Consider the following 26,171-nt stretch of genomic DNA (forward strand, 5'->3'; position numbering starts at 1 on the left):
TTCAGTCAAGAAGCCCACCGCATGCGTGGGCTTTTTTTATGTTATTTTAATCCACTAAGCAAAGGTAATAGGGAACGGAGTACATGGTGTTGCCAACGGAATTGGAAGCGTGCGTTGCGCGCAGATTGGAACAACTGTCAGAAAAGCAGCCTCAAAACGTAGAGAGTTGGCAAGGTGAGGACAGGGAACGTTTGTTACGAACCTTGGGATTGAGCGACTTTATTGCCGAGTCGTTTATTCATGATGAAACCTTATTACCTTGGATGCTGGAACGTCAATTGCCCCAGCTCCGCGCGCCCCACTACCGTAAAAAGCTGAAAGCGATTCTCGATGCTCAGCTAGATGAAAACAGTGTGATGCGTGAGCTGCGCCGTTTCCGCCGCCGCGAAATGACGTGGTTGGCGTGGCATGACTTTAACAACTCCCTTTCTTTAGACGAGAGCCTTTCTCATATCTCCAAGCTCGCCGAAGCCATGATTATGGAAGCGTACGGTTGGTTGTATGCTAAGTGCTGCGAAGAGTGGGGAACGCCGTATGATGCGGAGGGGAATCCGCAACCGATGCTTATTTTGGGGATGGGGAAACTCGGTGGTGGTGAGCTGAACTTCTCGTCAGACATCGATTTGATTTTTACCTACCCAGAAAATGGGGAGACTCAAGGTGCACGCCGCAGCATTGCTAATGCGCAGTTCTTTACTCGGTTAGGGCAACGCCTGATCAAAGCACTCGACCAGCAAACCTTTGATGGTTTTTGCTATCGGGTTGATATGCGATTACGTCCATTTGGTGATAGCGGCCCGCTCGTCATGAGCTTTGCTGCATTGGAAGATTATTACCAAGAACAGGGGCGTGATTGGGAACGTTACGCCATGATCAAAGCAAGGGTGATGGGCAAGGAGCAATTTGCCTGTTATCAGACCTTGCGCCAACTCCTTCGGCCCTTTGTTTTTCGCCGCTACATCGACTTCAGTGCGATTCAATCACTGCGTCGTATGAAAGCCCTTATCCGCAGTGAAGCGCGTCGCCGTGGCGTGAATAACAACATTAAAATTGGTGCTGGCGGCATTCGCGAAATCGAATTTATCGCGCAATCTTTCCAGCTTATACGTGGCGGACGCGATCCGATTTTGCGTAAGCGTGGCTTGTTTATCACGCTAGGCGCGATTCGAGAATTGGCACTGTTACCTGAAGCAGACGTGGATACCTTGGAAGCGTCATACCGCTTCTTGCGCCGCCTTGAGAACTTGCTGCAAGCGATTGACGATAAGCAGACGCAAACACTGCCTGATACGCCAAGAGATCAAGCTCGCCTGGCGGTGGCGATGGGCGAAGAGAACTGGGACGCTTTGACGGCCAGTCTCAGTCACCACATGGCGGGTGTTCACGCGATATTCGATGATTTGATCGGTGACGAAGAAGAAGGGGAGGATGAGCAGATCTCGCCTGATTTTCGTGTGATCTGGGATGGAGGACGCGATCCCGAGTTAGTCGAAAAGATCCTGACAGACATGGCGGCACCGGATGCGGCGGACAATGCAATGGCATTGCTCCGATTCAAAGAAGAGCTGGCGAAGCGAACCTTGGGCCCACGTGGTCGTGAGGTGATCAATCGACTGATGCCTGTGCTTTTAAGCCATATTTTGTGCCGAGAAGACGGCACAGTTGTGTTGGCGAGAATCATTAAGCTTTTGATGCGTATCGCCACGCGGACGACCTACTTGGAACTGCTTGATGAGCACCATGCTGCCATTGTCCAGCTTGTGCGTTTGTGCAGTGCAAGCCCGATGGTTGCGGATCAGCTTGCCAGCTACCCAATCTTGCTCGATGAGCTTTTGGATCTTCAGCATCTTTATAACCCGACGCCGTTTGAAGAATACGGTAATGAGTTGTTTGAGTTTCTTGCCCGTATCCCTGAAGAGGATATGGAGCAGCAAATGGAGATGATCAGGCAATACAAACAGACGCAGTTGCTTCGCATTGCGGCTGCAGATATCGCGGGTATCTTGCCTGTCATGAAAGTCAGTGACCACCTGACGTATCTGGCAGAAGCCATTGTGGGTGCGGTGGTGAATCAGGCGTGGTACCAGATGGTATCGAAGTATGGTCAGCCCACGCATCTTGCTGGTCGTGATGGTCGCGGGTTTGCAGTTGTCGGTTACGGCAAGGTGGGTGGCATTGAGCTGGGCTATGGCTCAGACCTCGATGTGGTTTTCTTGCATGACTGCCCTGAAAATGTTTATACCGATGGCTCGAAAGAAATCGATGGCCGCCAATTCTATCTGCGTCTTGCGCAGCGTATCGTGCATTTATTCTCGACCCGCACAGCATCGGGCGTTTTGTATGAGATAGATACCCGACTGCGTCCATCGGGCGCGTCAGGCATGCTTGTTACGACGGTTGAATCATTTGAAGATTATCAGAACAAGGAAGCGTGGACATGGGAGCATCAGGCTCTGGTGCGTACGCGAATGATCTATGGCGATCTTGCCTTACAAAAAGGTTTCGCTAAGGTGCGTAAGTCTGTGCTGGCCAAAGTGCGTGATAACGATGCATTGCGTAAAGATGTGGCGGATATGCGCGTAAAAATGCGTGAGCACTTGGGAAGCAAACAGGCGGATAAATTTCATATCAAGCAAGATCCCGGTGGCATCACTGATATTGAATTCATCACGCAATATTTGGTGTTGGCAAACAGCCATGAAGAGCCTGCACTGACGCGCTGGAGTGACAATGCACGCATTCTGGAAGACATGGCACAAGCGGGTATTGTCGATACGTCTCAGGCACTTGCGCTGCGTGATGCCTATGTTCTGATGCGCGACGAAATTCACCGCCTAAACTTGCTGGATGCCTCCGTAGAAGTGGACGATGGTAAATTCATTGCAGAGCGGGAAATCGTGAAAGACGCGTGGGCAATGTGGATGACAACAGCACTAGTCGATGATGAAACGGTCGATGAAAAGAGCCCAGAGTAAGTCGGTAAGATAGGCTTCGAAGGGGTATTAAAAAAGGCGCATGATGCGCCTTTTTTATATCAGTCATACAATGATGGCTCGCCTTCTGGGCGACTTTTAAATCGACGGTGCAACCACATGTACTGTTCAGGTGCGCGCATGATTGAACGCTCAACAAACTTGTTGGTGTAGATAGCCGATGCTTCTGCATCATCATACGGAAAAGCGTCCATCGGCGTATCAAAGGTCAGCGTGTAGCCTGTTCCGTCTCGGTCTCGCGTGAAGGTTGCGGAGCTGACGAGACACTTGCTTGCGCTGGCAAGAAGGTGAGTACCGGTTGTGGTACAAGCTTTCTCTACCGCAAAGAACGGTGCCCATGCATAACGGTGACGACCGTAGTCATGATCCGGTGCATACCAGACAAAATCCCCGTTTCGCAGACGTTTGATCATTTGTTTTACGTCACGTCGCTCGATCAGCGAGTTCTCTCGACCGCGCCCACGATATTGGAACCAATCATAAACAGGGTTGGTATTAGGACGATAAACGCCATAACCCGTTGTATGAAGTCCGAATGCGCGGCAGCCTAACTCTAGATTGAATGAGTGAACGGCGGTAACCAGTACGCCCCTGCCTTCGGCTTTAAGCTTTTCGATTTGCTCGAAACCGACATATTTCACGTGTTTTTTCACACGCCATGCCGGCCAAAACCACGCCATACAGGTTTCAAAAAACGCCAGACCCATGTGCTCGAAGTTTTCGCGCAACAGCGTTTCACGTTCTGCTCCCGTCATTTCTGGGAAGCACAGTTCGAGGTTTCGCTTGGCAATTTTTTTGCGGCTTTTGAAGAACTTCATAATGAGAAGTCCCAACTTTCTACCTAAAAAGCGTTGCGTGCGATACGGCAACCAACTTAATAGGAACATTAAGCCAACGCCAATCCAAGTATGAAGATACTTCGGATGTAGGAAGGACCATTTAAACGTTGGCACGTCAGATTTTTTACTCATGACAGTGAGGTATTTCCTAACAATAAAGCAAGTCAATCGAGGTGGGCATTGTATACCGAAATCTATCCGCCGTGCATATTTCAGTCCAGCAAGGGCCCCTAAAGTTAATTGTTAGACAGGAATGGTTCAGGAGCCAACCTGTTCGGCTGTCGCTTTAAAGTCTTTATGGTAATATCGCGAACATTATTTTGTAGGCAGTGCAGCTACCTGATGATCAAATGCTGCACGCGCTTGCCGAACGCTTAACAGATAAAAGCAAACGACACAGCAAGGGTGAAAAGGCCCTTACGCTTGGAGAATACAATGAAACTGACTTTGCCTGACTATCAGCTAGCGAATGTTCTGGTTGTTGGTGATGTAATGCTTGACCGCTACTGGTATGGCCCAACAGGTCGCATTTCACCAGAAGCACCGGTTCCAGTGGTACAAATCAATCAAACAGAAGAGCGTCCAGGCGGTGCCGCTAACGTTGCAATGAACATTGCAGCATTGGGCGGTAAGGCAAGACTTATCGGTTTGGTAGGTCAGGATGAGCAAGCAAATGTTCTGAATGACAAGCTGTGTTCATTGAAAGTGGATTGTGATTTTGTCGGTCTGGCAGATTTTCCGACCATCACCAAGCTACGCGTCATGAGCCGCAATCAGCAATTGATCCGTTTGGACTTTGAAGAAGGCTTCCACAACGTTGATCCCCAGCCGATGCTGGATCGCATTGAAGCAGCACTGCCAAACACCAAAGCGATGATCTTGTCTGATTACGCGAAAGGTGCGCTGGTAAACGTTCAGCCAATGATCAAACTGGCACGCCAAGCAGGCGTTGCAACGCTGGTGGATCCAAAAGGCACTGACTTTGAACGTTACCGCGGTGCTACGCTACTGACACCAAACATGAGCGAGTTTGAAGCGGTAGTTGGCGCATGCCATACCGAAGAAGATATCGTTGAACGTGGTCTGGCTCTGATTGAGAAGTTTGAGTTTGATGCCATGCTGGTGACGCGAAGCGAAAATGGCATGACCTTGCTGCGTGCGGGCCAAGAGCCACTGAACCTGCCGACATTGGCGAAAGAAGTGTATGACGTAACGGGTGCGGGCGATACGGTGATTTCCGTGCTTGCTGCATCTCTTGCTGCGGGTAAACCAATCGAAGACGCATGTGCTCTGGCAAATGCGGCTGCTGGTGTGGTTGTTGGTAAGCTGGGTACCTCGACCTTGTCGACCATCGAATTGACCGAAGCAGTTCACGGTAGCCACCAATCAGGCTTTGGTGTGGTGACCGAAGAGCAATTGAAAGCGTCGGTACAAATGGCAAAAGCGCGTGGCGAAAAAGTCGTCATGACCAACGGTTGTTTCGATATCCTGCATGCGGGCCACGTTGCTTACCTAAACGAAGCGGCGAAACTAGGTGACCGCCTGATTGTTGCAGTAAACACTGATGAGTCCGTACGTGGTCTGAAAGGCCCGGGTCGTCCTGTGAACCCAACCGATCGCCGTATGGCGGTATTGGCAGGTTTGGGTGCCGTGGATTGGGTTGTGCCTTTTAACGAAGAAACACCACAACGTTTGATCGGTGAAGTGCTGCCAAGCTTGCTGGTGAAAGGCGGAGACTACAAGCCAGAAGAGATTGCTGGTGGTCAAGAAGTGATTGTGGCTGGCGGTGAAGTGCTGGTTTTGAACTTCGAAGACGGTTGTTCAACGACAGAGATCATTAATTCGATCCTGAGCGGACACAACAACTGATAGCGCATTCGCGAACAGACATAAAAAAGGCACCATTCGGTGCCTTTTTTCTATCTAAAGTAATGTCACGTATCTGTGATTACTTAGGCTCAACCAGACCGTTGTTGATATCAACCAGATCTTGCTCGCTTAGCGAACCTACAGCTTGACGCAGTTGCAGAACGCTAAGGATGTAGTCGTAACGTGCATCTGACAGATTACGGTTCGCGTCATACAGGCTGCGTGTCGCATCCAGTACGTCAACAATGGTACGGGTACCTACTTCAAAGCCAGCTTCGGTTGCTTCCAGTGCAGAACGCTGAGAAACCACGGTTTGCTCGTACGCTTTCAGTGCACCAATGCTCGCGTTGATGTTGTTGTAGAACGCACGTACGTCTTTCACGGTAGTGCGGTAAGTACCTTCCAATTGCTCAGACGCTGCCACATAGTTGAATTGCGCTTGTTTTACGCCTGCATCCACACTGCCGCCTGAGTACAGAGGCATTGAGAAGTTAATGCCTGCGGTAAACTGGTTGTTGCTGGCGTCACGAGACAGGGTTTTGTTGTCCTGATCCGAGTAGCCATAACCTGCATTCAGCGTCAGTGATGGCAAGTGGCCAGCTTCAGCTAGCGAGATGCGCTCTTTCGCCGCATCACGCGTGATACGCTGTGCCAGCAGTGACAAGTTTTCTTGTTCTGCTTTCTTCACTAGCTCATCGACAACTTGCTCAGGACGGCTTGCAGAGAAGGCCTTGGTGTTAAGCGCGTAAAGATCCGCGTGGCTTTGGCCTGTGATTTCACGTAGCTCTTCGTAGCTGTTCGCCACTTCGTTTTCAGACAGAATTTCTTGAGCCAGAACAGAGTCATACTGCGCTTGGGCATCATACACATCAGTGATGGCTGATAGTCCCACTTCAAAACGTTGCTTAGTTTGCTCTAGCTGACGGCCTACCGCGGCTTTTTCTGCGCGAACAAAGACCAAATCATCTGCTGCTTTCAATACGTTAAAATACGCTTGTGATACGCGGAGAATAAGAGCTTGTTGCTGTGCTGCGTATACGGCATCGGCCTGACGCGCAGTGATTTCAGCAATATCCAGGTTGATCCAGCTGTTTTGGTTAAACAGTTGCTGGCTGACATCAACGCCTGCGGACAGGGTATTCGTGTCAAAAAAAGGACCTGTGTAGCTTTCTTCGCTATTACGCACAAGGTTGTAACCTGCCGACAGATTAATTTGTGGCAAGGTGGTACCGCGGTTTACGCCAACTTGGGCAAATGCAGCATCGCGGGTAGCGGCATACTGCAGAAGTGTTGGATCACTTTGTTTTGCTTGCTCATAGACTTGCAATAGATCATCTGCACTCGCAAGCGGAGTTGCGGTGCCTAGCGCAACCCCGATAAAAATGGGAAGCAATTTCTTCATAGTAGGTAGTCCCTGAACTTGTCATATTCTAATAAATTGCTGATATACCCAAATGACCTGAGCTCTGCATCTTCAGGTTGCTTGGGTATAGAGGTATCCGACCCTAGTGTAAACCAAGCTTGCTTACTTGAAACTGACAATGTGATGGTTTCTTGAGAAAAAGTGATTGTAAAACCGTCACTGCAATAAATATATTCAAATAATTCTGCAATCCATACCAAAAAAGTAAAGGTTTTAGATTGCAGCCTCTTGCGCAACGACACTATTATTTGCCTCCATCCTTCAAAGAAAGGGGTACTTCCGTGCCACTGAACACACAGCCTGACCAGTTTGGAAAGGATGACGTTGAAATTGAAAATACCGACGTTGTCTATAATGGTTACTTTAAGATGGTGAAATATCGCTTTCGTCACCGATTGTTTGCTGGCGGCTGGAGTGATGTGCTCGACAGAGAACTTTTTGAACGAGGACATGCGGTTGCCATGCTGCCTTATGACCCTGTCACTGACGAAGTTGTATTGGTCGAGCAGATACGAATTGGTGCTATGGTCGCGAGTGATTCACCCTGGCAATTGGAAATCGTTGCTGGGATTATCGACAAAGACGAAACGCCGGATGCCGTTGCGATTCGTGAGGCGGAAGAAGAAGCGGGACTGCAGGTTCAGTCGTTACATCCCATGACAAGTTATTTGTCGAGTTCAGGCGGGTGCTCAGAGCGTATCCATTTGTATTTGGGTATGGTCGACGCGTCGACTGCGAAAGGGGTTCACGGACTTCCTGATGAAGGTGAAGACATTTTGGTACATGTGGTTGATAGATCAACTGCAATGGAATGGGTAGCGAATGGTAAAATTGAAAACGCTGCCTCAATTATCGCATTACAATGGCTGACGCTGAATCGAGATCATCTCGGTGTAACGTCAGGAAAGTAGGTTCACGGGACGTTATATGTTGAGACGAGAGTATCAGGTCGATTTAAGTGCCTTGATGCGAATGTATGAAACAAATTACGCCAAGCTGGTAAGGCTGATGCCACGTCAAGATGACGTGGGTGAATACTGTGTTTACGAAATCCAAGGCCAAGAGTTTCAACTGGACATTGTTGAATCCACGCGATACACAACACTGATTGATATTTGGCAGCGAGGTGAAGTGCCAAGTTATTTGCGACCGAGACTGACAGTTCGACTGTATCATGATGCACGAGTCGCTGAAGTGTGTACCAGTCAGCAGATTTCCCGAATTCAGCCGCGCTATGATTACCCAAATCCGCGTATGCATCAACGTGACGAAAAGCGTCAGATAAATGCATTTCTTTCGGATTGGCTGGCACTGTGCCTGAAAAACGGTATAACAAAACACAACATAATTTATTAGTATAAGCGTTAAAGATATAACGCATATTTTAGATCAGGGTTTTCAAGACGTTGCGGATTTGCCATCTACCCAAGCAACACAGCCAAACCGTTAGGTTGTTGCAGATTACAGATACACACCTCTTTGCAGATCATGCGGGTAGTTTACTCGGCGTGAATACGTCTGCGAGCTTTAATGCTGTTGTGAGTGAAATTTCCCGCAAAGGCGTAGAGTTTGACGCGATTATTGCTACGGGCGATCTTTCACAAGATCATACCGCCGAGTCTTATCAGCGTTTTGTCGATGGTATCGCGCATTGGGATCAGCCATGCTACTGGCTGCCAGGAAATCACGATTACCAGCAAGAAATGAATACAGTACTGGAGCAATCTACTCTAGAGCGTTGTGATCACGTGTATGTTGGCGAGCATTGGCAATTGGTCATGCTAGACAGCCAGGTCGCAGGCGTGCCGCACGGTCGACTTTCTGACGCGCAATTGGCGTTGTTAGAATCCACATTACGTGACAACCCAGAACGCAATACTCTCGTGCTGTTGCACCATCACCCTTTGCCGGCGGGCAGTGCTTGGCTTGATCAACACAAACTGCACAATCAAGACGAGTTTTGGGCGGTTGTTGCAAAATATGACACGGTAAAAGGCGTGGTGTGTGGGCATATCCATCAGGCTTTGGATACACAGCACTTAGATTGCCGCGTGATGGCAGCACCTTCGACCTGTATTCAATTCAAACCAGATTCAGATGATTTTGCGTTAGATTTGACCAATCCAGGCTGGCGTGAAATTTCTCTTCACGCTGATGGGACGATTTCGACCACGGTGGGTCGTTTGGCTGGCAATGAATTCCAGCCCGATATGAACTCTTCTGGGTACTAAAAATGCCACCGTTATTGATTTATATTCATGGGTTTAATAGCTCTCCTTTGTCAGCAAAAGCCCAGCAGATGCGGGATTGGTGCGAAACACACCGCCCAGACATAAAGCTGGAAGTTCCCCGCCTCGCCTGTTACCCTGCCGAGGCCGCTGATCAGCTAAAAGCACTGGTGAGCACATATCAGGGTGACTATCGTATCGGTTTGGTCGGTAGTTCTTTAGGCGGTTATCTGTCGACGTGGCTCAATGCACAATTTGGCTTTCCTGCTGTGCTGGTCAACCCAGCGGTGAGACCTTACGAACTTCTTGTTGATTATTTAGGTCCCCAGCAGAACCCGTATACGGGGGAGCAATACGTCCTCGACATTCATCATATGGATGAACTTCACGCATTAGATACCAAGTCGATTTCGCATCCTGATACGATTTGGTTGCTGCAACAAGAAGGCGACGAAGTGCTGGACTATCGTCAGGCAGTCGAGATGTATCAAGGATGCAAGCAAACAATAGAAGCGGGAGGCGATCACGCTTTTGTTGGCTTCGACAGATACCCCGCTAAAATCATCCAATTCCTTGGTCTGTGAGGGTAACTCACAGAATAACCTCGCCAGAAGTGTCTTTATTTGACAAGTTGGCGGGGCATCACTGACCATGTGACAAACTTTAGAAAACCATTCATCTATGACAGAGCAAGTTTATAACGCGGGCTCCATTGAAGTTCTCAATGGCCTGGAACCGGTGCGTCGTCGTCCCGGGATGTATACAGACACGACCCGTCCAAATCACCTCGGTCAAGAAGTCATTGATAACAGTGTCGATGAGGCGTTGGCTGGACATGCACGTAAAGTGGAAGTCATTCTCCACGCAGATCAGTCACTGGAAGTTATTGATGACGGCCGTGGTATGCCTGTCGACATCCACCCTGAAGAAGGGGTGTCAGGTGTCGAACTGATCCTTTGTAAGCTTCACGCTGGTGGTAAGTTCTCGAACAAGAACTACCAGTTCAGTGGCGGTTTGCACGGGGTAGGTATTTCGGTTGTAAACGCCCTGTCTAATCGGGTTGAAGTCTCGGTTAAGCGTGACGGTCAAGTTTACGAAATCGCGTTTGAACACGGTGAAAAAGTGCAGGAGCTGACAGTCGTTGGAACTTGTGGACGCCGTGCAAAAGGCACACGCGTGCATTTCTGGCCGGATGCGAGCTACTTTGACTCCCCTAAATTCTCTGTTTCTCGCCTGAAAAACAATTTGAAAGCCAAAGCGGTACTGTGCCCTGGCCTTGAAATTGTCTTCACCGATAAGAACACCAATGAAACCATCACCTGGTGCTATGAAAGCGGCCTGAAAGATTACTTGGCTGAAGGTGTTAAGGGTTACGAGCTGCTACCAGCTGAACCGTTTGTGGGTGACTTCAACGCACCGCACGAAGCGGCAGATTGGGCGGTGATTTGGTTGCCTGAAGGTGGCGAACTGGTCACGGAAAGTTACGTGAACCTTATCCCGACGGCACAAGGTGGTACGCACGTTAACGGTTTGCGTCAGGGCTTACTGGATGCAATGCGTGAGTTCTGTGAATTCCGTAACCTCCTGCCTCGTGGCGTGAAACTAACCGCTGACGATATCTGGGAACGCTGTGCGTATGTCTTGTCTGTGAAAATGCAGGACCCTCAGTTTGCCGGACAGACCAAAGAACGTTTGTCTTCTCGTCAATGTGCCGCATTTGTTTCAGGCGTGGTGAAAGACTCGTTCAGCTTGTGGCTGAATGAGCGCCCGCAACTGGCAGAACAGCTAGCTGAAGTCTGTATTGCGAACGCGCACCGCCGAATGCGTGCAGCGAAAAAGGTTGTGCGTAAGAAAGTGGCGTCTGGCCCAGCACTGCCTGGCAAGCTGACAGACTGTTCAATGCAAGATCTGGCTCGTACTGAACTCTTCCTTGTGGAAGGTGACTCGGCAGGTGGCTCAGCCAAACAGGCACGTGACCGTGAATTCCAAGCCATCATGCCGCTGCGTGGTAAAATTCTGAACACGTGGGAAGTGTCAGCCGATCAGGTTCTGGCATCTCAAGAAGTTCATGATATTTCTGTCGCGTTAGGTATTGACCCAGATAGCGAAGACTTGTCAGGTTTGCGCTACGGTAAGGTTTGCATCCTCGCCGATGCGGACTCGGATGGTCTGCACATTGCGACCTTGTTGTGCGCGTTGTTTGTGAAGCATTTCCATGCACTGGTTAAAGCGGGACATGTCTACGTGGCGATGCCACCCCTGTACCGTATCGACTGTGGCAAAGAAGTGTATTACGCGCTCGATGACGAAGAAAAAGCCGGTGTGCTTGAGCGTCTGAGCAAGAAGCGCGCGAAGATCGACGTACAACGCTTTAAAGGTCTGGGTGAGATGAACCCACTTCAGCTGCGTGAAACCACCATGGATCCGAATACCCGTCGTTTGGTGCAACTTACCATTGACGACCAAGAAGAAACGGATCGCATGATGGACATGCTTCTCGGTAAGAAGCGCGCAGAAGATCGTCGCCACTGGTTGCAAGACAAAGGCGACATGGCTGAGCTGACAGAAATTTAAGAAAGCATTTTAGAATCGGACGTTTTCAATGACTGATATCACTTATGACGGTGTCGAACAGCTTCCGCTAAGGAAGTTTACCGAGGATGCATACCTCAACTATTCGATGTACGTCATCATGGACCGCGCATTGCCGTTTATCGGCGACGGTCTGAAGCCTGTACAGCGTCGTATTATCTATGCGATGTCTGAGCTGGGTTTGTCGGCAACGGCGAAATACAAAAAATCTGCGCGTACCGTGGGTGACGTGTTGGGTAAATATCACCCGCACGGTGACTCTGCCTGTTACGAAGCCATGGTATTGATGGCACAGCCGTTCTCTTATCGCTACCCATTGGTAGACGGTCAGGGTAACTGGGGTGCACCGGATGACCCGAAATCCTTCGCAGCAATGCGTTATACCGAATCGCGCCTGTCTCGCTTCTCAGAGGTGTTACTGAGCGAATTGGGGCAGGGCACAGTAGATTGGCAGCCAAACTTCGACGGCACGATGAAAGAGCCGAAGACATTGCCTGCACGCTTGCCGCATATTCTTCTGAACGGCGTTACCGGTATTGCCGTAGGTATGGCGACCGATATTCCACCGCATAACGCGCGCGAAATGGCGAATGCGCTGGTGGCATTGATTGACGAACCTAAGATGGATTTGGACGGTGTTCTTGAGCACGTAAAAGGTCCTGACTACCCGACAGAAGCTGAAATCATCACGCCGCGTGTTGAGCTGAAAAAGCTGTACCGTGAAGGCCGTGGTTCGGTCAGAATGCGTGCCTGTTGGCATAAAGAAAACGGCGATATCGTTATCACCGCACTGCCGCATCAAGTGTCTGGCGCGAAGTTGCTCGAGCAGATTGCTAATCAAATGCGCGCGAAAAAGCTGCCGATGGTTGACGATCTTCGTGACGAGTCTGATCACGAAAACCCAACGCGTATCGTGATTGTGCCGCGCTCTAACCGTATCGATTGTGATCAGCTGATGAATCACCTGTTTGCCTCGACCGATTTAGAAAGAAGCTACCGCGTAAACCTGAACATGATTGGCCTTGACGGTCGTCCTCAGGTGAAAGGCTTGCTGCGTATTCTGACCGAATGGTTGGAGTTCCGTCGCGAGACCGTGCGTCGTCGCTTGCAATACCGCTTAGACAAAGTGCTGGCGCGTTTGCATATTCTTGAAGGCCTGTTGGCGGCGTATCTCAACATTGATGAAGTGATTGAGATCATCCGCACCGAAGACGAGCCGAAAAAAGAACTGATGAGCCGTTTTGGCCTCAGTGAAAAACAAGCAGAAGCGATCCTTGAGATCAAACTTCGTCAATTGGCGAAGTTGGAAGAGATCAAGATCCGTGGTGAGCAAGACGAACTCAACAAAGAGCGCGAACAGTTGGAGAAACTGCTGGGCTCAGAGCGTCGTATGAACACCTTGCTGAAAAAAGAAATTATTGCTGATGCAGAGAAATACGGTGATGAGCGTCGCTCGCCATTGGTTGAGCGTGCAGAAGCGAAAGCACTGACAGAGCGTGATTTGGTGCCGAGTGAACCGATCACCGTTGTGCTGTCAGAAAAAGGTTGGATCCGCCATGCGAAAGGGCACGATGTTGACCCTTCAACCTTGAGCTACAAATCCGGTGATGGCTACATGGCCGCAGCGCGCGGTAAGAGTAACCAGCCTGCGGTATTTATCGGTACCGATGGGCGCAGCTATGCGCTTGAGTCGCACAGTCTGCCGTCGGCACGCAGTCAGGGTGAACCAATTACAGGTCGCTTGAATATCACGGCTGGCACGTCTATTCGTCACGTTCTGATGGGTGACAACGCCAACTTGATGCTGATGGCGTCAGATGCGGGCTATGGTTTCGTTTGTAAACACGACGATTTGTTGTCGAAAAACCGCAGCGGTAAGGCTCTGCTGAGCTTGCCTCAGGCGTCTGAAGTGATGCCACCGCAAAAAGTGGGTGATATCGACAGTGATGACATCATCGCGATCACCAACGAAGGGCGCATGCTGGTCTTCCCAGTGAAAGAGCTGCCGCAATTGGGCAAAGGGAAGGGGAATAAGATCATCAATATTCCTGCCGCCCGTGCCAAAGCGCGTGAAGAACTCCTTTCTCAGTTGTTCGTGGTCCCACAGGGTGCAACAGTGACGTTGCATGCTGGTAAGCGCAAGTTGTCATTGAAACCGACGGACGTTGATAACTTCCGTGGTGAGCGAGGCCGACGTGGTTCGATGCTGCCTCGAGGTCTTCAGCGTGTTACTGCGATTGAAATTTCAACGCCGCAAGACACGGTAGATACGCCGGAAGCATAATCCTAAAACCCTCCGCTCTGGAGGGTTTTTTTATCCCAATTCGGCCTGAAATAGAACGTGTTCTGGATAATTGGATATGTCCGTCAAAAATGTTTCGACAAAGAGTGATGAATTTTATTTTCGGACACGTATACTAGGGCCAGAAATTTTTAGCGCACACCTGTACGCTTAAAACGTAAAGCGATTCTCAGGTAGCAATTCCCAAACCTTTCCAGCGGTTAACTGGCGTAAAGGTCAACAGACCCTAGGAGAAAAGAATGTACTTTATACTGCGACTGTTGGCTGTCGCGTTGTTTGCGATTTTCATGCTTGTATTCGGTTGTGGTTATTGCCTGTTCAGCCCGAGAAATCCAAAGCACGTTTATACTTTTGGCCGTATGTTCGGCAAGCTTTCTTCCCTTTTTGGTATCAAGTTGGAGCTTCGCCAATCAGAAGCCTCTAAGCAAGTCGGTACCTGCGTGTATATCGCTAACCACCAAAGTAACTGGGATTTGGTCACTGTATCTAACGCAGTGCGTCCTGGTGCAGTAACCGTGGGCAAGAAAAGCCTGGCTTACATTCCTATCTTTGGCACCTTGTACTGGCTAACCGGTAACATCCTGATTGACCGTAATAACCGTAGCAAAGCCATGGGCACCATCGGACAGGTGGTGGACCAAATCAAAGACAATAACGTGTCTGTTTGGCTGTTCCCTGAAGGTACTCGTTCACGTGGTCGCGGTATGCTGCCATTCAAAACAGGTGCTTTCCATGCAGCGATTGGTGCAGGCGTACCAATCGTACCAATCGTGTGTAGCTCGACTGGTCACTTGGAAGTATCTCGCCGCAATAACGGTCATATCATTGTGGAAGTGATGGATCCTATTTCAACAGAAGGCTACACCAAAGATCAGGTTAGGGAGCTCTCGAAGCATTGCCATGACTTGATGGTGGCGAAACTTGCAGAATTGGACGCGGAAGTGGCTGAGTTGAATAAGAAGTAATACACTTCATCTACAAAACGAACAGAAAGGATACGCTCATGCGTATCCTTTTGTATTTTCAGGCACTGTAAAAGAAGTAAGACAGATATGCTGAAAAATCAGGTAGTTCTAGTAACCGAGAAAGGCGAGCCAGTTGGGTTAGCAGAAAAAATGGCGGCTCATCAAGAAGGATTATTGCACCTGGCGTTTTCGGTGATGATTTACCGAGATACGACCGAAGGCCGAGAATACTTATTGCAACAGCGTGCGCTCAGCAAATATCACAGTGGCGGACTGTGGACGAATACTTGCTGCTCTCACCCAATGCAAGGTGAGGCGTTTGAGGTAGCCGCGAAGCGTCGTTTGTTTGAAGAGTTAGGTATTGAGGTACCGCTTGAGTTCGCAATGGGCGAAATGTTTTGTTATCGCGCGGAACTCGATAATAACCTGACCGAACATGAATTGGACCAAATCATTCTGTGTAAAGTTGACGATGTGCCGTTAAATCCAAACCCAGACGAAGTGATGGGCTGGCGTTGGTGGCCACAGCAAGAGCTCGCCTCTGCCATGCAGGTGTCACCAGAATGCTTTACCGCCTGGTTTACGCAAGTGGTTGAGAAGGTCGAAACCCAGCTACAACATTAATGGGTGAATACGTCGACGCATAAAAACAAAAAGCACCGAGAGCGGTGCTTTTTTGTCTTTGTTTTAAGCAGAACTTAGGCAGGAATAAGCTCTTGAAAGTAATAACCGGGATGGTCTGGGTTATTGTTTCCTGCATATTTTTTGGTGACGACGTCGCCTTTGGTGAAGGCGACGGGGTGTTTGAAGTCAGGACCATCGTAAACAAAGGTATGGAACTCGCCATTTTCACCGCATGGGTCAACGTCGTCTGGCAAGCTGTCGAGGAAGTCCTGATCTAGCTCTCTTCCCACAAAATCCTGGCTTAATTTGCTTCCGTCAACCGCGACCACAACGGCTTTAATGCCCAGTTCAAACAAGGTTTGCATCAAGGCTCTCGTGTCTTTTTTCCATAGTGGAAACAGGGCTTTTACGTTAACTGTTGCCAATTGCGCTTCACGGCTGGCACGTAGATCCTCTAAATAGATGTCACCAAATATCGCATGGGTGCAGTCTAAGGCTTTGAGCTCTGCGACTGCATTCGACATGATATTTTCATACTGCTCCATGGTGACGGTCTCAGGCAGCCATACTGTTTTTAACGGTAAGCCGAGAGACTCTGCTTGTTTCTCAAGCAGTGAAACATGGACGCCATGCATAGACACACGTTGATGCGCTTCATTGGCTGAGGTCAGCAGGGTTTTGACATTAATGCTAGGGTCACGCAGCGCATAGTAAAGGGCCATGGTGCTGTCTTTACCACTGCTCCAGTTAAAATAGGCGTTCAGGATGGTCATGGAATGATTCACTTCGGTGAGGATAGAGACGAAAAAAAACGCTACCGAGTGGGCAGCGCCTTTTTTATCGAATACGATTACTTACGTACAGCAATAGCTTCGATTTCGATACCAACGTCTTTAGGAAGGCGGGCAACTTCTACGCAAGAACGTGCTGGGTAATGCTCAACGCCGTGTTCGTCGAAGAATTTGCCGTAAACGTCGTTAACTGTGCCAAAATCGTTTAGATCTTTCACGAAAACAGTCATTTTGACGATATCGCCAACTTTCAGGCCAGATGACTCAACCACCGCTTTCACGTTTTCCAGAGACTGACGCGCTTGTGCTGCGATATCTGGAGAAATTTCACCAGTCACAGGGTTTACAGGGATTTGGCCAGAGGTCAGAACCATGCTGCCTAGGTCAACGCCTTGAATGTATGGGCCAATCGCGGCTGGTGCGTGTTCAGTGTGAAGCACTTTAGTCATTTACCTATCCTTACTTTTTAATATTTCACGGAAACAGGGTATACCAAGCTTCTTCAGGTAACTTGGGTATAAGCACTTAGTCTGCATCTTGCCAGCACTTACGTAAACCCAGAACATCACATTTTAACGCGGTTTCTGGGGTTGTGAGTGCCTTAACAGTAATAAAAAAACCGGTGTTCACACCGGTTTTTTAGGTATTTCGACGATCAGTGACTTTCGGTCATGATTTCGCGCGAGAATACCTTCTCGCAGTATTTACACTTAAGCTGCACATCGTCAGCTTTTTCAATCACGTTGAAGCTGCTCTCGACGGCTTTTTCGTCGTGAGTGATGCAATTCGTGTTTGGACAGCGGTATACCCCCAGAATACTGTCAGGCAAAGTCAAAGGAAGCTTGGCAACGACTTCGTAGTTTTCAATCTGATTGACCGTCGCATTCGGTGCGTACAGTGCCAGTTGCTGTGCCTGTTCTTTAGACACGAAAATGTTCTCGATCTTAATGAGATCTTTCGCGCCCAGTGCCGATGATGGCAAGTTCAGGCCAACCGTGACACGTTGATTGGTTTTATGAAGTTTGAACAGCTTCATCACTTTAAAGCCGACATTGGCAGGGATATGGTCGATAACGGTACCGTTCTTGATCGCTTCAACCTGTAGTTTATGTTCTTTTACCATCTTGTTTTACTCCCGCCTTAGATGTTGCCGTTAATAACCAGTGCCAGCAGTGCCTGGCGCGCGTAGACGCCATTTTCTGCTTGCTGGAAGTAATACGCATGTGGCGTCTTGTCGACTGCAACGGTGATTTCATCAACGCGTGGCAGCGGGTGAAGCACTTTCAGGTTATCGCGTGCTTTTTCTAGCTGTGGTGTGTCCAAGATGAACGCGGATTTGATGTGCGCATATTCAGATTCGTCAAAGCGCTCTTTCTGTACACGGGTCATGTAGAGAATATCAAGCTCTGGCACCACTTCTTCGATTGTGCTGTGCAGGCTGTAAGGAATACCTGCTTCATCCAAATCTTCCAAAATGTAGTCTGGCATGGCCAGCGCATCCGGCGCGATAAAGTAGAAGCGGTTGTTATTAAACTTCGACAGGGCTTGAGTGAGAGAGTGAACAGTGCGGCCGTATTTCAGATCACCAACCATAGCGATGCTGAGGTTATCCAGACGGCCTTGAGTTTCATAGATACTGAACAGATCAAGCAGGGTCTGTGACGGGTGCTGGTTCGCGCCATCACCACCGTTGATCACGGGGACACCTTTTGAAAACTCAGACGCCAGGCGCGCAGCCCCTTCTTTCGGGTGACGCATCACGAACGCATCCACGTAGGAAGAGATAACCTGTACGGTATCAGACAGGGTCTCGCCTTTTTTGCCTGATGATGTATTGCCACCGTCAGGGAAACCAATGACGGTTCCGCCAAGGCGCTGAACCGCGGTTTCAAATGACAGACGAGTACGTGTCGAGGCTTCAAAGAAGCAGCTCGCAACGACTTTGTTTTTTAGCAGCGTAGGTTTCGGCTCAGCCTTTATCTTACCGGCAGTTTCGACGATAAGTTCCAATTCTTCGCGGGACAACTCCGGGATGGAGATAATGTGCTTGTTGTACAGCGAGGTCGCCATGTCTTCTCTTCCCTCAATGGATGGTAGATTTTGGACAAAAAAAAGCCTCCAGATCTGGAGGCTTAATTTATAAATACATTAAAAACGAAAACGGCGGCCATTGCCGAGATTCGGCAGGCTTTAGCGACTGAATGAGAGACTAAATGTGGCATTCCGGTTCGTTTTTTTGACAAATTGCGAAGGATTATACGCCCATTTGCCCGCCTTGCAAGAAGGAGTCGTTGAGCGGTTAATCAATGTATGTTTTGGAAAAGCATAAAAAAACCGCCCACTAGAGACGGCTTCTAGAATATATCAGTGAGTTAACTGCCGAGTGTGGCCACCATGACTGCTTTAATGGTGTGCATACGATTTTCAGCCTCATCAAATACGATCGAATAGTCAGATTCGAACACATCTTCTGTGACTTCTAATCCGTTCATGCCGTATTTCGCCGCCACTTCTGCTCCGATGGTGGTTTCATCATTGTGGAAAGCAGGGAGGCAGTGCATAAACTTCACGTGCGGATTTCCCGTCGCTTTGATGACGCCCATGTTCACTTGATACGGTGTCATTAAGGCGACGCGTTCATCCCACGCTTCTTTAGATTCGCCCATCGACACCCATACGTCGGTGTAGAGGAAATCACAGCCTTTAACGCCTTCTGCTACGTCTTCGGTGAGCGTGATTTGCGCACCTGTAGTGTCAGCAATGGCTTTGCATTCGGCCACTAATGCTTCGTCAGGCCAGAATTGTTTTGGTGCAACGAGCCGGATATCCATGCCCATTTTCGCCGCACCGACCATGAGTGAGTTGCCCATGTTATTTCGTGCATCACCTAGATACGCAAATGCCATTTCATGTAATTGCTTGCCGCGACCGTGTTCTTGCATCGTCAAAAGATCAGCCAGAATTTGGGTCGGGTGGAATTCATCGGTCAAGCCATTCCAAACAGGGACACCTGCATATTGGCCTAGCTCTTCAACAATCGCTTGGCCAAAGCCACGGTATTGAATGCCGTCATACATGCGACCAAGCACACGTGCCGTGTCTTTCATCGACTCTTTATGGCCAATCTGAGAGCCTGACGGGCCAATGTAAGAGACCTGCGCGCCTTGATCGAAGGCCGCAATCTCAAATGCACATCGGGTTCGCGTTGAAGCCTTTTCAAAAATCAGTGCAATATTTTTGCCTTTGAGGCGTGGCTGTTCGCATCCTGCATATTTGGCTTTTTTCAGCTCGGCAGACAATGACAACAGATGCTCAATCTCGCGCGGTGTAAAATCGAGCAATTTGAGAAAATTCCGGTTGCGCAAATTAAATGCCATATGAGTTCCCTTTCAAAAATCCTTGAGCGTCCGAATGATGAAGACAGTGTTATCTATGATAATAATCACAATTCTTACTGATTTACGCATCAAAACGCAACCCCGATGAATAATTAATTATTTTTATTGCGTTGATATTCGATTTTTATCGATGAAAGAAAAAGGCTTCAGCGAACTGAAGCCTTTATCATTTAGCGGTTAAGTTGCGCTAGAGACCTTCGCGCTCAATGGGGCAGCTCATGCATCTTGCGCCGCCTCGTCCACGTCCTAATTGGTCGCCGGGAATCGGTAAAACGGTGATGCCCGCTTTGTCATATTTCTCATTGGTGTAGACATTGCCTTCGTAGCCAATAACAACGCCAGGACGCACAGTAAGTACGTTGTTGGCATCATTCCATTGCTCTCGCTCGGCCTCGAAGCTGTCACCGCCCGTCGTGATGATATTGAGGTGTGGAATGTTAAGTGCTTTTTCGATGGCATGCAGGAAGTAGTCGACTTCCTTCGCGTCCACATCGCCGTTGCCTTTATCCACCAAACGCCAACATTGCAGATCTTTACGCATCACTTGTGGGTAGACAGAGAAGGTATCAATGTCCATGTGTGTCATCACGGTATCAAGGTGCATACAAGAGCGGTGTTTTGGGAGATTAATGGCAATAACCTCTTTTGCCTGACCATGTTGGAACAGACTGCGAGCTAACGCTTCAACACCTTGCGGCGTGGTGCGCTCTGACATGCCGACTAAGACCGTGCCGTTGCCAATTACCAGTACGTCACCACCTTCAACCATGGCGTTGTCATAGTCGCGTTGCTCTGCACCAAGGTAGGTAATGAAATCTTGGCCTGCAAACAAGGGGTGCCATCGATAAATTGCACGTAAATGATTGGTTTCGCGCTGACGTGCAGGCATCGCCATCGGGTTAAGGGAGACGCCGCCATACACCCAACAAGACGTATCTCGGGTAAACAAATGATTGGGTAGCGGATCGATAATGAAGTCTGTTCGCTCGTGCATGGCTTGCATCATCGAAGACGACTGGCGAGGAAAGTCGATATAGCTCAGACCTCCCAGCAGAATATGGGACAACTCGTCGTCGCTAAGCGTGCCTAAATAGGTGCGTACATCTTCAGAAAATTGGTGACCGAGGCGGTAGTCGCCAACCTGTACGTCGAGCAACCAGGCTTTCGCTTCAGGATTAGCGAGGGTCTGAGCGAGGAGATCATGAAGAAGGAGCACCTCGACGTTTTGATCACGCAGTGTTTGCGCGAATTGGTCGTGTTCTTCACCTGCACGTTCAACGGCAAGCACGTCATCAAATAATAGGTCTTTATAGTTTGAAGGCGTAAGGTGGTTCAATGCACGCTCAGGACGGTGCAGCATGACTCGCTTAAGTTGACCAACTTCAGAACCGACATATAACTGACTCATGACTATTTCTCTCTTGAATAATTATTAATCTCCAAGCGTTTGGTATAAGGCGTATGCACATGAAAACTAAAGGTGTGCAAACGGATTGCCAAACACGATGGGAAAAGGAATATAGAGCGACAGAATTCTGTAAGAAGGGCGTTACTCAGCGAAAACGCCTGAATACGTGTCGTAAATCCATTTACCTCAATAAACCTTTTTACATTAAGTGCGTCGCGGCGTTTGGCTGCGACGAATGGCGGAAAAAGGTTTTTTGCGTATTGAGTGCGTAGCTATGCAGTGAGCTTTCACACTATTCCAAAAACCAGGACTTTAATGGCGCAAGATTTGGTGAAAATGCGCATTTTCCAGAATCTTGTATTGTTATCGCCCTGTTCTCAAATAATGACAACCTTGTAAGGGAAGGTCAATTTTACTTTTGTTTAACATGGATTCTGTGTGTCTTCTTGCTGATGCCAGAATGCTGAGAATGGGTGTTTTTTGCGTGAATTCGGCGTGGTAATACACGCAGATCCGTGCGATAGTGCCCCCGTCTTAATTCGGTCTGGAGTTTTCCAATGTCTTACGCTGACATTATTGAAGAACAAAAAGCGGATACCCGCGAAATCATTGCTGCATTGCTGGATGATGGTAGTGATCCTGATGCGCTTTACACCATTGAGCATCACCTGTCTGCAGACAGCTTTGAGGAACTGGAAGGCGCAGCTGTTGAAGCGTTTAAGCTAGGCTTCGAAGTGCTGGAAGCAGAAGAGCTGGAGCTGGAAGATGGCAGCACCGTTATTTGTTTTGACGCAGTCATGGAGTCAGCATTGGAAGCTGAGCGTATCGATGAGCAAGTGGAGAAGCTGGTAGCACTGGCTGAAAAACACAAAATCGATTACGACGGTTGGGGCACGTACTTCGAGTCAGATGAAGATGACGACGAAGAAGAAGGTGACTTCGACGAAGAAGGCGAAGACTAATTTCGTGAAAAAGCCGGCAGTTGCCGGCTTTTTTGTGCCTGTGTTAAAAGCGTTTTAACATGGTGACTTCGCAATCACAGTGACCGGTATCGCCCAGCGGGGCGTCGAGGTGCTGAAAACCGATCGATTCATACAAGGAGATGGCTTCTTTCAAGCAGGCTGTGGTTTCTAAATAGCAGGCTGTGTACCCTTTCTCTCGGGCGAATTTCATTGCTGTTGCTGCGAGTCTTCGTGCAAACCCTTTGCCACGCAGTTCAGGTCGGATATACATCTTTTGCAATTCGCATACGTTGTCCTCTCCTGCGAGAGGTGCGATACCTCCGCCTCCCCAGATTTTTCCGTCTTTCTCAATCACCCAATAGGCGGCATTGTCGGCTTTGTAGCTTTCACTTAATACATCGAGCGTTGGGTCGGACACGCTGTAGCCTTTATCTGCCGTCAAACCATACTCAGCAGATACCTTACGGATGACCGTTGCAATAGCGGCGTTGTCTGCGGGTTCAAGAGGTCTCACGGTGTATCCGTTTTGCAGCTCACTTTGAGACATAGCGCGGTTGTAGCGGTGCAATGAACGAGACAGGGTTTCTATCTCATCGCTATCGAGTTGCTCCAAATAACGAGCGATTTGCTGGTTAATGCCTTGGTGGTGTTCACGTAAACGTGTTCGGCCAGTATCGGAAAGCGCGTAGGTGGGTTGGGCACTTTCTGGTGAGGCGTGTGACTGCACGTTGTCGTTATTAATCAAAATAGCGAGCGTCCGGTTGGCGTTGGCAACGTCAATATTAAGACGAGTAGCAAGCTCGGATGCTGACAGGGGAGCGTGCTCCAATTCAATCAGCACATGGCATTGGACGGTGGTTAGGTTTGTCGTGCCATAGATGTTGTCGAGTAGCCCTCTATGACGGAGTAGCTGTCTAACGAGTTGGCGAATTTCGACTGGGCCTGCTGCCATTGTTTAGTCCTTTTTACATCCAGTGTATTGAGAATGTGTCACTACAACCTACCTGAAAGAGATACGTTGTGAATGGAGGGGCACTTCGCAGTTGTGTATTGCTGAACTGTGTGAGAGCACTAAAAAAGATAATATGGGCGAAAGGAAGCCGAAACAAGGTTGGCAGAGGGAAGGTAATGGAAAACAAAATGATTTTTCATGGCTCAGGCCGTGAGTATTTTGGTATTTGGATTGTCAATGTCGTGCTGAGCATACTAACACTTGGCATTTATTCCGCGTGGGCAAAAGTGCGGACTAAAAAGTATTTTTATGGCAATACGGAGCTTGCGGGTGACCGCTTTGAATACCATGCCACCCCAAAACAAATTCTAATCGGCCGTATCATCGCAGTAACGGCGTTTGTCATCTGGTTTGCAGTCGGTCACTTCTATCCACTTTTCTCTTCTGTTCTTTTTGTGATTGGTTTACTGCTAATGCCTTGGGTGGTTCGGAACAATGCGCGATTTAACGCGAAAATGAGCAGCTATCGCAATGTTCGGTTGAACTTCACAGGGACGCTACTGGGTGCTTATGGTGTCATGCTAGGCAGGGGACTTCTGGTATTTCTTGCCATCGTCACCAGCGTGATGCTCTCGTCGGCACCTGGTATTGGTGGTGCAGGGTTTGTGATTGGCCTTGGTGGCGCGATAGTGGTCTTTCTGCTTTTTTGCTGGATGATGATGGGGATCTCGAGCTACTTTGCCAATGGGCATGGCTACGGAAAATTGACGTTCAGTGCTGCGCTGAGAATCGGCTACTTTGTTCGCACCTATCTTTGGGCAATCCTGATATATGTGCTCTGCATGGTAGGTTTTGTGGCAATAATGTTTCTGATGATTGGGCTCGCCGAGTCATTTATGGACCCTACAAAACTCGAGCTTTTAAATTCTTTATCCCTCGACACGATAAGCTTTGAGCATCTGGCAAGCCTCTTTGGAATGGTGACCTTTTTTCTCTTCATCTATGGCATGTTCTTTGTTGCGATCTTAATCGTCAGCTCCTTTATTGCGTGTCGAGTGCGGAATTATGTTTTTGGGCTAATGATGGTGGGGGAGTCTGGTGATTACCGTTTAGGGTCGACCATGAATACGGCCTCTTACACCATGCTGATAGTGACGAACTTTCTGATGCAGGTCTTTACGCTTGGGTTTGCCAGACCTTGGGTGAAAGTGAGAACAGCGAAATATTTACTCTCAGTGACAACGGTTTATGGCGATCTTGATGCATTACGTGCATTTGATGATGATGACAGCATGAAATCAGCGATCGGTGATGAAGTGTCTCAAGCCTTCGATCTGGATATTGGGTTAGGCTGATGACAGAGGGTATTGCGTATCTGGCTGGAGATTCCGCAAAACATGCAGCAACCCTTTCCATCGTGGGTGAGAGCAAGGCAGTGCTGCATGTGGGGGATCAATCGATTGAGGCCAGTATTGACGACGTTTCTTTATCCGACAGGATTGGACGGTTGCCGTTACAACTGCGCTTTCCAACTGGAGAGTTATTCATTCCTCACAAAGAAACAGAGCTTCCCTATTGTTTCTATGTGCCGTCGAAGAGTTGGCTAACTAAGCTCGAAACCAATCTTAGCGTGATACTGAGCAGTGTAGCCGCTTCTGTACTTATTGTTGCCTTGTTTATCTGGGTGGGTATTCCAGCTATCAGCCAAGGGATCGCGACCTCGCTACCCCAGCAGGTGCCTGAGATGGTAGGAGAACATGTGCTGGAACAGCTGGACAATGGCATGTTTACGGCATCAGAGTTGCCAGAAGATCGAAAGGCAAGTATCACGAACCAGTTTGAGCGCGTGGTTGCGCGTATGCCGCCAATGCCGATTGCGCCCAAGCTAAAGTTCCGAAATTGGCCCAAAGGACCCAATGCATTTGCATTCAGTGATGGCACTGTGGTGCTGCTTGACCCATTGGTCGAGTTGGCAGAAACCGATGAGCAATTGGAAAGTATTATTCTTCATGAGCTTGGACATGTGTATCACCAACATGTCATGACGGCACTTGTCCGTTCTACCATGCTGTCAGTGACCGTGGCGTTGGTTACCGGAGAGAGCACTGGAGTGATAGATTTGCTGACGGGCTTTGGCGTGCTCTTAGTGTCTTCGGGGTATTCGAGAGAAGCGGAAGAAGAGTCTGATGCGTTTGCAGCTAAATACCTGTATGAGCAATATGGCACGACAGAATCACAAGCGGAAATGTTTCGCTTAATGCAGTCAGAAAGTGCCCGTGTTGGGATCGTGGAGTGGTTAAGCTCACACCCAGATACCGATCGTCGTATAGAGGCAGCAGCGCAGTATCAACCAGAGTAGGTTTTTAGACCATTAAAAAGGGTAGCCTAGGCTGCCCTTTTTCTTTTCAACGTTATGCGGCTACAGCGTGGTTGTGGTTGCATGCCATGATGCTGAAGTCTTCTTTTTTCTGCCATACACGCTCATGGAAGTAGTAAGCCATGGTGTTGATACAAGGCTCAATCATTGCCATTACGCTACCAATCAAGATATCACCCGTCAGCAGATACGCGACACCAAATGCAACGCTGAAGTGAACGACGGCGAAACTTGCAGTTTTACGTGCCGGGTTCATGCTAGTGGTGCGCTTCAGCAACTTGCTGTCCCATGCTTTCTCATGGAAGTAAAACGCGACCGTATTAACCATGGGTTCTACCATGGCGATCAGGCTACCCAGCAGAATGTCGCCAGTAAGTGCGTATGCGACAGTAAATGCAACGGTAAAGTGAATCACAGCAAAACTCATGGTCTTTTTCATAATATGTCC

Annotated in this window: 23 protein-coding genes; 13 read left to right on the forward strand and 10 right to left on the reverse strand. The window is 48.8% G+C overall.

Annotated features, from left to right (window positions below; genetic code table 11):
- The first annotated feature begins 83 nt into the window (after positions 1 to 83).
- Positions 84 to 2,975 (forward strand): bifunctional [glutamate--ammonia ligase]-adenylyl-L-tyrosine phosphorylase/[glutamate--ammonia-ligase] adenylyltransferase, encoded by a 2,892-nt coding sequence (gene glnE, locus LRP49_RS10860; protein ID WP_274142157.1) that lies wholly within the window; start codon positions 84 to 86, stop codon positions 2,973 to 2,975.
- Positions 2,976 to 3,034: 59 nt separating this feature from the next.
- On the opposite strand, the gene lpxL is transcribed toward glnE, so the two are convergent.
- Complete coding sequence (gene lpxL, locus LRP49_RS10865; RefSeq protein WP_274142158.1) at positions 3,035 to 3,964, reverse strand: LpxL/LpxP family Kdo(2)-lipid IV(A) lauroyl/palmitoleoyl acyltransferase; 930 nt, start codon at positions 3,962 to 3,964, stop codon at positions 3,035 to 3,037.
- 303 nt (positions 3,965 to 4,267) lie between these two features.
- On the opposite strand from lpxL, the gene hldE reads away from it, so the two are divergent.
- On the forward strand, positions 4,268 to 5,701 hold the full coding sequence (gene hldE, locus LRP49_RS10870; RefSeq protein ID WP_274142159.1) for a bifunctional D-glycero-beta-D-manno-heptose-7-phosphate kinase/D-glycero-beta-D-manno-heptose 1-phosphate adenylyltransferase HldE: 1,434 nt from the start codon (positions 4,268 to 4,270) through the stop codon (positions 5,699 to 5,701).
- Between the two features lie 79 nt (positions 5,702 to 5,780).
- Here hldE and tolC read toward each other — a convergent pair whose 3' ends face one another.
- The gene (gene tolC, locus LRP49_RS10875) at positions 5,781 to 7,103 is read right to left on the reverse strand and encodes an outer membrane channel protein TolC (RefSeq protein WP_274142160.1); all 1,323 of its coding nucleotides are present in this window, start codon (positions 7,101 to 7,103) and stop codon (positions 5,781 to 5,783) included.
- A gap of 302 nt (positions 7,104 to 7,405) precedes the next feature.
- Between tolC and nudF the strand changes: the two genes are divergently transcribed.
- The 8 genes from nudF to idi all read left to right on the forward strand — a co-directional run bounded on the left by nudF (position 7,406) and on the right by idi (position 15,835).
- On the forward strand, positions 7,406 to 8,035 hold the full coding sequence (gene nudF, locus LRP49_RS10880) for an ADP-ribose diphosphatase (RefSeq protein ID WP_274142161.1): 630 nt from the start codon (positions 7,406 to 7,408) through the stop codon (positions 8,033 to 8,035).
- Between the two features lie 16 nt (positions 8,036 to 8,051).
- Positions 8,052 to 8,480 carry a DUF1249 family protein gene (locus LRP49_RS10885; protein ID WP_274142162.1) on the forward strand — a complete coding sequence of 143 codons (429 nt, stop codon included), beginning with the start codon at positions 8,052 to 8,054 and terminating at the stop codon, positions 8,478 to 8,480.
- Between the two features lie 50 nt (positions 8,481 to 8,530).
- Positions 8,531 to 9,355, forward strand: a complete 825-nt coding sequence (cpdA, locus tag LRP49_RS10890; RefSeq protein WP_274142163.1) for a 3',5'-cyclic-AMP phosphodiesterase — start codon at positions 8,531 to 8,533, stop codon at positions 9,353 to 9,355.
- 2 nt (positions 9,356 to 9,357) lie between these two features.
- The gene (gene yqiA / locus LRP49_RS10895) at positions 9,358 to 9,936 is read left to right on the forward strand and encodes an esterase YqiA (protein ID WP_274142164.1); all 579 of its coding nucleotides are present in this window, start codon (positions 9,358 to 9,360) and stop codon (positions 9,934 to 9,936) included.
- Positions 9,937 to 10,033: 97 nt separating this feature from the next.
- Complete coding sequence (gene parE, locus LRP49_RS10900) at positions 10,034 to 11,926, forward strand: DNA topoisomerase IV subunit B (protein WP_274142165.1); 1,893 nt, start codon at positions 10,034 to 10,036, stop codon at positions 11,924 to 11,926.
- A 28-nt stretch (positions 11,927 to 11,954) separates the two neighbouring features.
- The gene (gene parC, locus LRP49_RS10905; protein ID WP_274142166.1) at positions 11,955 to 14,228 is read left to right on the forward strand and encodes a DNA topoisomerase IV subunit A; all 2,274 of its coding nucleotides are present in this window, start codon (positions 11,955 to 11,957) and stop codon (positions 14,226 to 14,228) included.
- A 257-nt stretch (positions 14,229 to 14,485) separates the two neighbouring features.
- Positions 14,486 to 15,211: a 1-acylglycerol-3-phosphate O-acyltransferase gene (locus tag LRP49_RS10910; RefSeq protein WP_274142167.1), complete on the forward strand. Its 726-nt coding sequence runs from the start codon at positions 14,486 to 14,488 to the stop codon at positions 15,209 to 15,211.
- An 87-nt stretch (positions 15,212 to 15,298) separates the two neighbouring features.
- Positions 15,299 to 15,835 (forward strand): isopentenyl-diphosphate Delta-isomerase, encoded by a 537-nt coding sequence (idi, locus tag LRP49_RS10915; protein ID WP_274142168.1) that lies wholly within the window; start codon positions 15,299 to 15,301, stop codon positions 15,833 to 15,835.
- A 74-nt stretch (positions 15,836 to 15,909) separates the two neighbouring features.
- Here the strand turns inward: idi and LRP49_RS10920 are convergent, their stop codons facing one another.
- The 6 genes from LRP49_RS10920 to arcA all read right to left on the reverse strand — a co-directional run bounded on the left by LRP49_RS10920 (position 15,910) and on the right by arcA (position 21,432).
- Positions 15,910 to 16,608 carry a Dph6-related ATP pyrophosphatase gene (locus LRP49_RS10920; protein ID WP_274142169.1) on the reverse strand — a complete coding sequence of 233 codons (699 nt, stop codon included), beginning with the start codon at positions 16,606 to 16,608 and terminating at the stop codon, positions 15,910 to 15,912.
- A gap of 77 nt (positions 16,609 to 16,685) precedes the next feature.
- Complete coding sequence (locus LRP49_RS10925; protein ID WP_274142170.1) at positions 16,686 to 17,075, reverse strand: Rid family detoxifying hydrolase; 390 nt, start codon at positions 17,073 to 17,075, stop codon at positions 16,686 to 16,688.
- Between the two features lie 206 nt (positions 17,076 to 17,281).
- On the reverse strand, positions 17,282 to 17,749 hold the full coding sequence (gene pyrI, locus LRP49_RS10930) for an aspartate carbamoyltransferase regulatory subunit (protein WP_274142172.1): 468 nt from the start codon (positions 17,747 to 17,749) through the stop codon (positions 17,282 to 17,284).
- A gap of 17 nt (positions 17,750 to 17,766) precedes the next feature.
- Positions 17,767 to 18,696, reverse strand: coding sequence for an aspartate carbamoyltransferase (pyrB, locus tag LRP49_RS10935; RefSeq protein WP_274142174.1), 930 nt, complete (start codon positions 18,694 to 18,696; stop codon positions 17,767 to 17,769).
- A 302-nt stretch (positions 18,697 to 18,998) separates the two neighbouring features.
- Positions 18,999 to 20,003, reverse strand: a complete 1,005-nt coding sequence (gene argF, locus LRP49_RS10940) for an ornithine carbamoyltransferase (protein WP_274142176.1) — start codon at positions 20,001 to 20,003, stop codon at positions 18,999 to 19,001.
- A gap of 208 nt (positions 20,004 to 20,211) precedes the next feature.
- A complete protein-coding gene (arcA, locus tag LRP49_RS10945) occupies positions 20,212 to 21,432 on the reverse strand; it encodes an arginine deiminase (RefSeq protein ID WP_274142177.1) in 1,221 nt (406 codons plus the stop codon).
- A gap of 557 nt (positions 21,433 to 21,989) precedes the next feature.
- Between arcA and rraB the strand changes: the two genes are divergently transcribed.
- Positions 21,990 to 22,394: a ribonuclease E inhibitor RraB gene (gene rraB / locus LRP49_RS10950; RefSeq protein ID WP_274142178.1), complete on the forward strand. Its 405-nt coding sequence runs from the start codon at positions 21,990 to 21,992 to the stop codon at positions 22,392 to 22,394.
- 43 nt (positions 22,395 to 22,437) lie between these two features.
- Here rraB and LRP49_RS10955 read toward each other — a convergent pair whose 3' ends face one another.
- Positions 22,438 to 23,346 carry a bifunctional helix-turn-helix transcriptional regulator/GNAT family N-acetyltransferase gene (locus LRP49_RS10955; protein WP_274142179.1) on the reverse strand — a complete coding sequence of 303 codons (909 nt, stop codon included), beginning with the start codon at positions 23,344 to 23,346 and terminating at the stop codon, positions 22,438 to 22,440.
- A 176-nt stretch (positions 23,347 to 23,522) separates the two neighbouring features.
- On the opposite strand from LRP49_RS10955, the gene LRP49_RS10960 reads away from it, so the two are divergent.
- Both LRP49_RS10960 and LRP49_RS10965 read left to right on the forward strand, forming a co-directional pair.
- A complete protein-coding gene (locus LRP49_RS10960) occupies positions 23,523 to 24,701 on the forward strand; it encodes a YjgN family protein (RefSeq protein ID WP_274142180.1) in 1,179 nt (392 codons plus the stop codon).
- Positions 24,701 to 25,705: a M48 family metallopeptidase gene (locus tag LRP49_RS10965; protein ID WP_274142181.1), complete on the forward strand. Its 1,005-nt coding sequence runs from the start codon at positions 24,701 to 24,703 to the stop codon at positions 25,703 to 25,705. Before LRP49_RS10960 ends, LRP49_RS10965 begins: the two co-directional genes overlap by 1 nt.
- 52 nt (positions 25,706 to 25,757) lie before the next feature.
- Here LRP49_RS10965 and LRP49_RS10970 read toward each other — a convergent pair whose 3' ends face one another.
- Positions 25,758 to 26,162 carry a DUF2061 domain-containing protein gene (locus LRP49_RS10970; protein ID WP_274142183.1) on the reverse strand — a complete coding sequence of 135 codons (405 nt, stop codon included), beginning with the start codon at positions 26,160 to 26,162 and terminating at the stop codon, positions 25,758 to 25,760.
- Positions 26,163 to 26,171 lie beyond the last annotated feature (9 nt).

This window comes from Enterovibrio qingdaonensis (genome assembly GCF_028683135.1).
GTDB classification, from domain to species: Bacteria; Pseudomonadota; Gammaproteobacteria; order Enterobacterales; family Vibrionaceae; genus Enterovibrio; species Enterovibrio qingdaonensis.

What these genes read in the sequence shown, in the direction of transcription:
- glnE (WP_274142157.1), top strand. Translation starts at nt 84, where the DNA reads ATGGTGTTGCCAACGGAATTGGAAGCGTGCGTTGCGCGCAGATTGGAA.
- lpxL (WP_274142158.1), bottom strand. Translation starts at nt 3,964, where the DNA reads ATGAGTAAAAAATCTGACGTGCCAACGTTTAAATGGTCCTTCCTACAT.
- hldE (WP_274142159.1), top strand. Translation starts at nt 4,268, where the DNA reads ATGAAACTGACTTTGCCTGACTATCAGCTAGCGAATGTTCTGGTTGTT.
- tolC (WP_274142160.1), bottom strand. Translation starts at nt 7,103, where the DNA reads ATGAAGAAATTGCTTCCCATTTTTATCGGGGTTGCGCTAGGCACCGCA.
- LRP49_RS10885 (WP_274142162.1), top strand. Translation starts at nt 8,052, where the DNA reads ATGTTGAGACGAGAGTATCAGGTCGATTTAAGTGCCTTGATGCGAATG.
- yqiA (WP_274142164.1), top strand. Translation starts at nt 9,358, where the DNA reads ATGCCACCGTTATTGATTTATATTCATGGGTTTAATAGCTCTCCTTTG.
- parE (WP_274142165.1), top strand. Translation starts at nt 10,034, where the DNA reads ATGACAGAGCAAGTTTATAACGCGGGCTCCATTGAAGTTCTCAATGGC.
- parC (WP_274142166.1), top strand. Translation starts at nt 11,955, where the DNA reads ATGACTGATATCACTTATGACGGTGTCGAACAGCTTCCGCTAAGGAAG.
- LRP49_RS10910 (WP_274142167.1), top strand. Translation starts at nt 14,486, where the DNA reads ATGTACTTTATACTGCGACTGTTGGCTGTCGCGTTGTTTGCGATTTTC.
- idi (WP_274142168.1), top strand. Translation starts at nt 15,299, where the DNA reads ATGCTGAAAAATCAGGTAGTTCTAGTAACCGAGAAAGGCGAGCCAGTT.
- LRP49_RS10920 (WP_274142169.1), bottom strand. Translation starts at nt 16,608, where the DNA reads ATGACCATCCTGAACGCCTATTTTAACTGGAGCAGTGGTAAAGACAGC.
- LRP49_RS10925 (WP_274142170.1), bottom strand. Translation starts at nt 17,075, where the DNA reads ATGACTAAAGTGCTTCACACTGAACACGCACCAGCCGCGATTGGCCCA.
- pyrI (WP_274142172.1), bottom strand. Translation starts at nt 17,749, where the DNA reads ATGGTAAAAGAACATAAACTACAGGTTGAAGCGATCAAGAACGGTACC.
- pyrB (WP_274142174.1), bottom strand. Translation starts at nt 18,696, where the DNA reads ATGGCGACCTCGCTGTACAACAAGCACATTATCTCCATCCCGGAGTTG.
- argF (WP_274142176.1), bottom strand. Translation starts at nt 20,003, where the DNA reads ATGGCATTTAATTTGCGCAACCGGAATTTTCTCAAATTGCTCGATTTT.
- arcA (WP_274142177.1), bottom strand. Translation starts at nt 21,432, where the DNA reads ATGAGTCAGTTATATGTCGGTTCTGAAGTTGGTCAACTTAAGCGAGTC.
- rraB (WP_274142178.1), top strand. Translation starts at nt 21,990, where the DNA reads ATGTCTTACGCTGACATTATTGAAGAACAAAAAGCGGATACCCGCGAA.
- LRP49_RS10955 (WP_274142179.1), bottom strand. Translation starts at nt 23,346, where the DNA reads ATGGCAGCAGGCCCAGTCGAAATTCGCCAACTCGTTAGACAGCTACTC.
- LRP49_RS10960 (WP_274142180.1), top strand. Translation starts at nt 23,523, where the DNA reads ATGGAAAACAAAATGATTTTTCATGGCTCAGGCCGTGAGTATTTTGGT.
- LRP49_RS10965 (WP_274142181.1), top strand. Translation starts at nt 24,701, where the DNA reads ATGACAGAGGGTATTGCGTATCTGGCTGGAGATTCCGCAAAACATGCA.
- LRP49_RS10970 (WP_274142183.1), bottom strand. Translation starts at nt 26,162, where the DNA reads ATGAAAAAGACCATGAGTTTTGCTGTGATTCACTTTACCGTTGCATTT.